The 9,085-nt window shown below is 59.5% G+C and carries 12 protein-coding genes; 5 read left to right on the forward strand and 7 right to left on the reverse strand.

Features of this window, described 5'->3' with window-relative positions:
* The first annotated feature begins 6 nt into the window (after positions 1-6).
* The 4 genes from BUB29_RS02530 (at position 7) to BUB29_RS02545 (ending at position 4,192) form a co-directional block, all read left to right on the forward strand.
* Entirely contained in the window at positions 7-354 is a 348-nt protein-coding gene (locus tag BUB29_RS02530; RefSeq protein ID WP_033523940.1) for a hypothetical protein, read from the forward strand.
* A 23-nt stretch (positions 355-377) separates the two neighbouring features.
* On the forward strand, positions 378-2,951 hold the full coding sequence (locus BUB29_RS02535) for a DEAD/DEAH box helicase (RefSeq protein ID WP_033523941.1): 2,574 nt from the start codon (positions 378-380) through the stop codon (positions 2,949-2,951).
* Positions 2,952-3,039: 88 nt separating this feature from the next.
* Positions 3,040-3,384, forward strand: coding sequence for an RNA polymerase-binding protein RbpA (locus BUB29_RS02540; RefSeq protein ID WP_033523942.1), 345 nt, complete (start codon positions 3,040-3,042; stop codon positions 3,382-3,384).
* Between the two features lie 94 nt (positions 3,385-3,478).
* Positions 3,479-4,192 (forward strand): HAD hydrolase-like protein, encoded by a 714-nt coding sequence (locus BUB29_RS02545; protein ID WP_033523943.1) that lies wholly within the window; start codon positions 3,479-3,481, stop codon positions 4,190-4,192.
* A gap of 89 nt (positions 4,193-4,281) precedes the next feature.
* On the opposite strand, the gene BUB29_RS09795 is transcribed toward BUB29_RS02545, so the two are convergent.
* From BUB29_RS09795 to BUB29_RS02575, 7 genes are all read right to left on the reverse strand, one after another.
* The gene (locus BUB29_RS09795; protein WP_156098202.1) at positions 4,282-4,452 is read right to left on the reverse strand and encodes a hypothetical protein; all 171 of its coding nucleotides are present in this window, start codon (positions 4,450-4,452) and stop codon (positions 4,282-4,284) included.
* A gap of 63 nt (positions 4,453-4,515) precedes the next feature.
* Positions 4,516-5,610: a protein rep gene (locus BUB29_RS02550; protein ID WP_033523944.1), complete on the reverse strand. Its 1,095-nt coding sequence runs from the start codon at positions 5,608-5,610 to the stop codon at positions 4,516-4,518.
* 90 nt (positions 5,611-5,700) lie between these two features.
* Complete coding sequence (locus BUB29_RS02555) at positions 5,701-5,886, reverse strand: hypothetical protein (RefSeq protein ID WP_033523945.1); 186 nt, start codon at positions 5,884-5,886, stop codon at positions 5,701-5,703.
* Positions 5,887-5,972: 86 nt separating this feature from the next.
* Positions 5,973-6,341 (reverse strand): hypothetical protein, encoded by a 369-nt coding sequence (locus tag BUB29_RS02560; RefSeq protein WP_033523946.1) that lies wholly within the window; start codon positions 6,339-6,341, stop codon positions 5,973-5,975.
* Between the two features lie 40 nt (positions 6,342-6,381).
* Positions 6,382-7,008 (reverse strand): hypothetical protein, encoded by a 627-nt coding sequence (locus BUB29_RS02565; RefSeq protein WP_052109199.1) that lies wholly within the window; start codon positions 7,006-7,008, stop codon positions 6,382-6,384.
* A gap of 224 nt (positions 7,009-7,232) precedes the next feature.
* Positions 7,233-7,505 carry a hypothetical protein gene (locus BUB29_RS02570; protein WP_033523947.1) on the reverse strand — a complete coding sequence of 91 codons (273 nt, stop codon included), beginning with the start codon at positions 7,503-7,505 and terminating at the stop codon, positions 7,233-7,235.
* The gene (locus tag BUB29_RS02575; protein ID WP_073117565.1) at positions 7,502-8,581 is read right to left on the reverse strand and encodes a hypothetical protein; all 1,080 of its coding nucleotides are present in this window, start codon (positions 8,579-8,581) and stop codon (positions 7,502-7,504) included. The genes BUB29_RS02570 and BUB29_RS02575 overlap by 4 nt, the downstream gene beginning before the upstream one ends.
* A 243-nt stretch (positions 8,582-8,824) precedes the next feature.
* Between BUB29_RS02575 and BUB29_RS10050 the strand changes: the two genes are divergently transcribed.
* The coding region (locus tag BUB29_RS10050) for a hypothetical protein (protein WP_234945675.1) at positions 8,825-9,085 on the forward strand (261 nt) is incomplete at its 3' end.

Genomic DNA, 9,085 nt, shown 5'->3' on the forward strand with positions numbered 1-9,085 from the left:
AGTATCATGCCCTGGTGGATTTGGCTTATTCTTGTGCTGTTCATGGTGGCGATGATCGTCGCCGGATGCGTATACGTGCTGCAACACGGTCTTCGCGCGATGCATGTGATGTCCGGCACGGCAGCGCAGATCGGCGAACGGGTCGCCCGTATGGGCGAGCCTGTGGAGGGAACCGAACCCGAAGCGCCGTTCTTCACGCAGCCGCTCAAGGTTTCACTCGACCGCTACGAAGCCACGCGCACAAGGAAAGCGGAACGCGAGATCGCCAAGCGGGCACGCCACATGGAAGTTTGGGAACGTTGGGATCGGGAGAAAATCAAGGCTCCTGATTTCATCGATGCAACGGACGACTAAGCACACAGGGTAGTAAGCACCATATGAGCCGACATCATCAGCAGCGCTCGGATGACGCGAACGTTTCGCCGTCCGAGCGTTATGCCGCTTTCAGACAACGTCAACGTCGCGACGCCAGTATCGCGGCGCAGTTCGAACGGACATTGCCGTTCGAACTTGATTCCTTCCAGTCCGAGGCCAATCAGGCGCTGGAGCAGGGGAACAACGTGCTCGTCGCCGCGCCGACGGGCGCAGGCAAAACCGTCGTCGCCGATTTCGCCGTCTTCCTCGCCCAGCAGCATAACGTCAAGGCCTTCTACACCACGCCGATCAAGGCGTTGAGCAACCAGAAATACCATGATCTGGTCGACGTGTACGGCGAGGACAAGGTCGGACTGCTCACCGGCGATATTTCCATCAATTCCGAAGCCGATATCGTGGTGATGACCACCGAAGTGCTGCGCAACATGCTGTATGAGCATTCGACCACGCTGAGTGCGCTGCGTTACGTGATCCTCGACGAGGTGCATTATCTCGCCGACCGTTTCCGCGGTCCGGTGTGGGAAGAGGTCATCATCCATCTACCGCAACGTGTACGCATCGTGGCATTGTCCGCCACGGTGTCGAACGTGGAGGATTTCGGTGATTGGATTTCCTCGGTGCGAGGAGACACGAAACTCATCGTGTCCGAAAAGCGTCCCGTCCCGTTGGAACAGCATGTGATGCTCCAGCAGAGCGATCGTACGGAGCCGGAAATCATCGACCTGTATCGGCGCGACCGCAACGACAGGCAAACATCCGAGGTGAACACCGAGCTCGCCAGACGCCTAAGCCAACTCGATCATCAGGCTTCGCGCCGACGCGGCGAGGAGCGCAGCGGCAAGTTCAAGCGCCGTGGCGCCTCTGACGGCAAGGGGAGAGGCGGCGCCCCGTCACGCAAGGCGGAACGTCACACGCCCAGACGCTGGGCAGTGGTCGATGAACTCAACTATCTCGACATGCTTCCAGGCATCTATTTCATCTTCTCCCGCAACGGTTGCGACCAGGCAGTCGAGCAGTGCCTCAACGCCGGTCTGGAGCTCACCACGGACGAGGAGGCGAAGCGCATCCGCGCCATCGTGGACGAAATGGTCAAGGGGCAGCTCAGCCACGATGATTTGAAGACCTTGGGATTCTCACGGTTCCGTTACGCTCTGGAGGAGGGGTTCGCCTCCCATCATGCGGGTATGGTGGCCTTGTTCCGCCAGATCGTCGAGCGACTGTTCGAAGAGGGTCTGATCAAAATGGTGTTCGCCACGGAGACCTTGGCGCTGGGCATCAACATGCCCGCACGATGCGTGGTGGTCGAGAAGCTGGAGAAATATGATGGCACGGGGCATGTGCCGCTGACTCCGGGCGAATTCACCCAGCTGACCGGACGCGCCGGCAGGCGCGGCATCGACACCATCGGTCACGCCGTGGTAGTGGATCATAGGGGCTTCGTGCCGGCGACCGCCGCCGCGCTATCCAGCAAGCGCGTCTATCCGCTGCATTCCAGTTTCCATCCGACCTTCAATATGGCCGTGAACCTGTTGAATTCCAGCGATTATGAGACGGCTCGCACCACGCTTGACCATTCCTTCGCGCAGTGGGAGGCGAACGCCTCGGCATGGCAGCTTGAATCGCAGATGACGACGCTTGAACATGCCTTGGAAGGGTATGAGCGCGCTTTCGTATGCGAGCATGGCGATTTCAAGGAGTTCATGACCATCCGTATGGCGCTCAGCGATGCGGAAAAAGGTGAGCGCAACCGTCTCAAGCACCAGCTGTTCCGTACCGATGCGGAACGTTCCGAGGCATTCCGCGAACTTAATCGCAAAATCGATGAGCTGCGTATCGCGGAACGTGAACATCCATGCAAGCAATGCCCGGATCTGCAGCGGCATCTGCGTTGGGGACACCGTTGGGCGCGTGAGATGCGCGAGCTCAAGCGCGTCCACAACCGTTACGATTCTCGTACCGGTTCCGTGGCCCGTCAGTTCGATCGCATCTGCGATGTGCTCACCGAACTCGGTTATCTGAGCGCTCAGGGGGAGCAGGATGTCATGCTGACCGAACCCGGCCAGTTGCTGCGTCGTTTGTACAGCGAACAGGATGTCGTACTCGCCCAGGCGATACGCGGTGGCGTATTCGATCTGCTGCCGCCGGCCGGACTCGCCGCGGTCCTCTCGTCCCTGATCTACGAGGCGCGACGCGGCAGCGGGGGAGAACCCCGGTATTACCCGGGTTCGATCCACGGCCCGATTGCCGTTGCCGCACGTGAGCTGAAGCATATCCACGCCGAAGTCAGCGCCTGCTGCGAGGCGCATGGCATGAATCCGTTGCAGGATATCGATTTCGGCATCCTCGACATCATGTATGAGTGGGCTGACGGCCGAAGCCTGTCTGACGTGCTGCATGGTACGGAACTCACTGGCGGAGACTTCGTACGCAATGCGAAACGATTGTCCGACGTACTGCAGCAGATCGCGGTCGCCGAACCCTATCTGGGCGAGAACGGCGCTTCGCTTGCAGATCGCGCACGCGAAGCGGCCGAACTCGTCAACCGTGGCGTCGTGGCGTACAGCGGTATCGAATGACATCCGGCAACATCCGGTAAACGGGAATATTCCAATCGTCCGAACTGTTTCGTACTGTGGAAGCAGTACTTAAGGAGGAATCACCAATATGGCAGAACGTAGCCTCAGGGGCATGAGCATCGGCGCCAAGTCGCTGGAATCCGATCAGAACGTCGATTTCGCCGCCCGTGAAGAAGTAGCTTATATTTGCCCCAACGGGCACCGCACCATCCTGCCGTTCGCCGAAGGCGCCGAAATCCCCAGCGAATGGGAATGCCACTGCGGTTCCACGGCACGTCTCGAAGGCGAGGAAGACAAAGCCAACGAGATTTCGAAGCCGACCCGAACCCATTGGGACATGCTGCTCGAACGCCGTGACGAGAAGGAACTGGCGGAGCTGCTGGAGAAGCGTCTGCAGATGCACCGCGACGGTTGGATTCCCGATTACGAGTGATGCACGTTCGGCCCGATTCATGAGTATCCGTATCCGGTTCATGAATCGGGCCGTTCCATGCGATAACAAGAGATAACGAACAGGGGAGAAGCCCATGACAGACACACCGAAGAAAGTCGTTTTGCTTGATCTTGACGGCACCCTCACCGATTCCGCGAAAGGCATTCTCGCAAGTGTCACGGAAACCTTCAAGGAATTGGGTATGCAGGTTCCGGATGCCGCGGAATTGCAGCGTTTTGTCGGCCCGCCGATCATCGAGTCGCTCAGGCGTAATCATGTTCCGGACGATCAGCTGAATCATGGCGTTGACTTGTATCGCGAATACTATGCGGATCGGAACATTTTCGACGATCCGAACAATCCTGGTCAGAAAGTCGCCGGACGTTATGTCAATACCGTTTTCGAAGGCATTCCGCAGCAGTTGGCGGCTCTTCGCGCCGACGGATATTATCTGGCCGTTGCGACCTGCAAGCCGGAATATCAGGCCATGCCGATTTGCGACCGTTTCGGCGTCACCGGCATGGTCGACGGCATTTATGGGGCTTCCAAGGATAACTCTCGATTGCTGAAGGAACAGGTCATCGAATACTGCTTCGAGCATATCGGGTTCGACCGTTCCGTGGATCGTGCGCTGATGGTCGGCGACCGTTGGACGGATGCCGATGGTGCGAAGGCCTGCGGATTGGATTGTCTGGGCTGCGGTTGGGGATATGCGGAACCCGGTGAGCTTACCGAGCATGGCGCATACCGTATCATCGACCATGTCGACGAACTTCATGACGCCGTCGTGGAATATTTCGCAGGCTGACCAGCAACACACAACATTCTCTGCGTAGTGTGAGGCGGCTGCACGGGAACAATCCGTGCAGCCGCCTCACACTATGTCCGAACGTTATGTCAGAAAATCATGCGATACAGTACATGCCGCGAAATAGCCAAAAACACCAAGGATAGAGCAAAGCCACCCAGACAGATACGTCCCAGAACACGACGCTGGATGCGGCGCATACTGTCCCAATCGCCAAGGGTGGAAACCGCGGTAATGAACGACAGCATGATGAGATTCATCAGGGAATCCGATCGGCCGTGTAGGTGTCGAACGCATACGAGGTGAATCATGCGGAGAAATCGTCATGTCCTGTGTGCTGGACAGAGGGATGAAACGACCGCAATAACAGACTCCGGGTGAACAACGGATCGGACAATATAAGCATGTGTGAGCCTCTTTTCCTGATATATCAAAATAGCCGATAATGTACGTTCGGATTGAGGCGTAGGGGTGGACAAATAGCGAACCATGTCCCAGAAAGTGAGATGGAGGACCTTCTTTCCGTTGCCGTGAATCTTGATTTTTCCGATTTTCGATTGCGTGTCGGTGATTTCGTGGCCGAGTCGGTCGGTCTGGGGGCTGACCGCGGTTTTCTTGATCGTGCAGTAGCGTGCGGCCGCTTTTGCGCTGCTTTCCCTGGACAGATCAATGACCTCGAACTTCTGGTTCCTGCTCGACGGCGCGGCATATCCGCACTTCTTGGCGGTCTGCACCCATTCATCGGCATAGGAGCCGGCGAAGTCGTCGGATTCAGCTTTGGACAAGATGTGGTCGAAGATGTAGTAGCAGTGGAAGTGGACGTGCCATCCATTAGCGTGACTGTAGGTAACTTCCTGGGCGCGGATGTAGCCGATTTCGTTGGTGCGGCGGAAGAGGTCCTTGATGCGGCGATGCGACCGGGACTTGCGCCAGACCTCCCTGGCCATGTTGACGACGTCCTGCAAGCTGTCCTTGCGCTTGTGGCGGACGGTGAGGGTGCCGAAAACCACGCCCCAATCATGTTCCTTGCAGTGGTCCATGACCGCCGTCACCTCATCCAGGCGGAAGCATTGAATCTTGTGGTTGCAGACCGGGCACACCCATACGCTGCCGCAGGAGCGAAGCCCGGAAAAACGGGCGCCATGCTCGCCGTCGTAAAACAAGCCCACACCAGTCTCCTTGCTGACCACGCGACCGCATGAGGCGGGACGGGTGCCGTGGAGCACGCGGCGGACGGTGCGGCGCTGCGCCCAGCGGTCAGCGCGAAGCTCGTTGCGGGTTCCGATTTCGTCGAGATTCACAACGATCTGCGGATCGGAAGTGGCCGCATTATTCGCCATGCTATCAAGGGCGGCTTCGCCGCCCTGGTCGGGCAGGTAGGCGTGAACGTGGGCACGTGCGATGTGCTCGGTCGACAAGGCCGGTATACTGGGTGTTGAAACCATTTTGACCTCACAAACATTTTGGTTTCCGACCGTCGGATGTGTCAGCATCCGGCGGTTTTTCATTTAAGCGTATTCTACGCCCTGGCCGTCGTCGCGTCGGCGGTGGTCGGGGTAGGGTTCGTTTTCGTCGATGACCCATTGATGGCCGAGCTTGCGTGCGGTGGCGAAGCCGCCGCGTTGGGCCATCTGGCGGACGGTGACGGGGCTTCTGCCGTGTCGCCGGGCGTATTCGGTGATCGTGATCTCCATCCGTCTCCTTTGTTTTTCCTTATATAGATATTACATCGTTTTCGATGTAATACCAAAGCGACACGCCGAGACGGGGGGAATTTTTTTCAGGCGGCGCAGTAGATGGCGACCGCCGCGATCAGCGCCAGGGCGGACACGACGGACGCGGCCAGGCATACGCGACCCGGGATGCGTCGCCCGGACCGGCGGGTGACGCCCCAGTCTCCGACCGAGAAGACCAGGGAGAAGAAAGCGGCCATGATGCAGTCCGCAAGGTCCACCCAGTCCTCCGAAAAGACGTCGAAGGCGAAGGAGACGAAGGCGAAGCAGGCCAGGATGACGAAGGCGCATGAGGCGACGGACCGGATGCGGACGTGGCCGGCGGTCCTGGCGTCGTCCACCGCCGACATGACGGCAAGGGCGGCCGAGCCGACCGCGACAATCAGGCACCAGATGAACAAGAGCAGATAGAACATGAATCCTCCTTGATTTCCCTTGATGAAAACGATAGCACCATCACCGGCGATGGCGGTAATCCTCGCACGTGCATTCGGGCACCCTGCGCCGCCCGCCGCAGACGGCGCACCGACCGGACACCAGGACGGTGCCGATCGTGGACACGGAAGCCAACGTGTCGTAGCAGCGGGGGGCGATGTGCCTGGAGAGGCGGAACCAGTCCTTCGTCTCGGCGGACAACCTGGTCTTGACGGTACTCACCGCCTGGAAGTCGGTGTAGTCCTCGGCGCTGAAGGTCTCGAACCGGAACAAGCGGTTTGAACGCCACATGCTGCCCTGGGCCGACCGGCTCAGGAAGCCGTGGCAGATCGTGACGATCTTGGTGGTCTCCCTGAGGATTTTGTCAGCCCTGGCCCAGCTGGGCGCGGTCCATCGCAACACCAGGTCGCGTTTGCGCAGCTGCTGGAGCATGGTGGCGACCTGCGGGGGGAGCGATTCGGATTCGCGGGATGAGGCGATGGCGCTCACCTCATCAAGCAGGATATCGGCGTGTTCGGCGTCGAGTATCTGGGACCAGTCGTGCAAAAGCACGACGTTGGGAGCGGGGGAGCCGTCCGGGAAGGTGATCGGCACGGTGCTGTACACGGTGCGCCCGCCGTAGACGCTGGGCAAGGTATCGTGCACCATGCACAATGTCTTGCCGCTGCCGTTGCTGCCAACGTAGGCGGCGATGGGGAAGCGGCGTCTGAAGTCGCGTCCGCAATCCGCCTCTCGCGGAAGGGCGGGGGCGGCGGCGTGCTCGGCGGCGTCCGCCGCCTTGCGCCCGCCACCGTCCCGCCCAGGCCGTAAGCCGGCGTGACGCGGGACACGAACCAGGTGTCGCAATTGTTGCAGTCGTTGCAGTTGTTGGATCATCCGTTACCTCCGATGGCGGGAATGTGGCCGACCGCGACACGGATAGCGCGGACCAGGAAACAGGAAAGGATGAACCCGGTCACGACCAGGAAGATGGTCTTGAAGCTTGACCAGGGAATCCAGATGCCGAAGCCGTCCAACCGCTGGATCAGGAGGCTCAGCCCATCAGGCGGTTTGGACAGCATGTCCGGAATGGTGATGTCGTCGAACAGGCCAAGGAACCACGCCCAGGCGTCGGCGGCCCAGGAAACGATTGTCTCGGTGATCATGCCTCGCCCCCGTCCCCGCCGGGGTGATAGTCGAAGATCGCCATGAAGGCCTTGCGGCAGATCATGACCGCCACGATGCACAGCAGCAGCGTGATCACCGCGCATGAGATCTTCGGGAGGAAATCGAGTTGCTGGCCGGGACAGGCGTTAAGCACCTCCGCGTCGTCGAAGATCTTGATGCCATTCCAGCCGAAGCTGAACCGGTAGCCGTGGCAGCTGCCAAGGTCGATGTCGAACAGGCCGGCCCAGTTGACCTGGAGCGCCCGCCATTGGGGGAGGATGCCGTTGCTGGTGTCCCGCGCGAACTTGGCACGTGTGGTGGTGAGCACCTTGGTGCGCGGCACGATCAGGATGTTCGCGGCGCAGACAATCGGTTCGTACAGCCAGGCAGCGGCGTTGCCCTGGGTGCCGGATTTGACGCAATCGGACCAATCGTAGTCCTTGGCGGGGGCGGTGGTGGTGTCGGTGGCGGTGCTGCCGTCGGGCTGGCCGGTGGTCTGGCCGCTCCGTTGCGCCTCCTCACCGAAAGAGGGGGCGTAGGCGATGCATTCGCCGATCGGCACTTCGGTGATCTTGCCGGGCACGTCGTACGAGCATTTGTAGGAGAGGGCGGGTTGTTCCTTGGTGGTGACCTTGGTCGTGACGTCCAATTGGTGGTCCGGGATGATCTCCTGGACCTCCTTCACCCAGTCGACGCAGGCGTAGCCTTCCAGGAAGCAGCTTTTGCCGGTCTTGACGTCGATGAGGTCGAGCCTTTTGCCGGCGGCGTTGGGGTAGATGCCGTCCAGGCCGCCGCTGCCGAGGTTAACGGTGCCGGTCTTGGTGTTGGCGTCGATGCTGACGGAGCCGCTGACGCTGCCGTCGTCGTTGAGCTTGGTCTGGATGTGGCCGGGCGCCCATCCGGTGGAGCTGCCGGTGGATTGTCCGCCGCCGCTGACCGTGGTCCGTGTGCCGTCGCCGGACTGGGATGTGACATCAACGCTCACGTCCTGGTCTTTGACGGTCGGCTGATACGCCGCGGGGCAATCATCACCGCACTCGGAAAAGGCAACGCCATCCTTGTAAGCGTCATCCACGCCATATCCATGGTACCCGTAATCGCCAGCAAAATACCGGAAGTGGCTCATAACGGTATCAGGGTCACCGGGCCAATACCCGAAAGGGAAAATGTTGGTGATATCGGAAGAAGAAGAATAATCGTTGACATCAGTGCCATAAATCATCTGACTGACCTCGGTGAAACCGGCATCGAGATTGTTATTGCGATAATAAGGATTGAACGAATTAGGGTATAGGGGGGCGTTGTCACCGGGGAGCACATGGCCCAGGAGGTGCCCTTTATTGCTCTTAGTTACGCGAATGGTGTCAGTCCATACAAGGTGGGCACCTTTGCCGTCCTGGTAATGGCGTCCACGGATGTAGACGCTTGTGCCATCCTGGGTAGCGACATACCAGGGCGTCCAAGTCCAAGACCAGTGAGGCGCCTTATCATCGGTGTGCGTCTCTTCAGCACCGCGAAGCTTTTTCATGGCCTCTACCCACTGGACATCATCCAAGAACTTTTTGCGTTGTTCGAGGTT

Source organism: Bifidobacterium merycicum DSM 6492, from assembly GCF_900129045.1.
Taxonomy (GTDB): Bacteria; Actinomycetota; Actinomycetes; order Actinomycetales; family Bifidobacteriaceae; genus Bifidobacterium; species Bifidobacterium merycicum.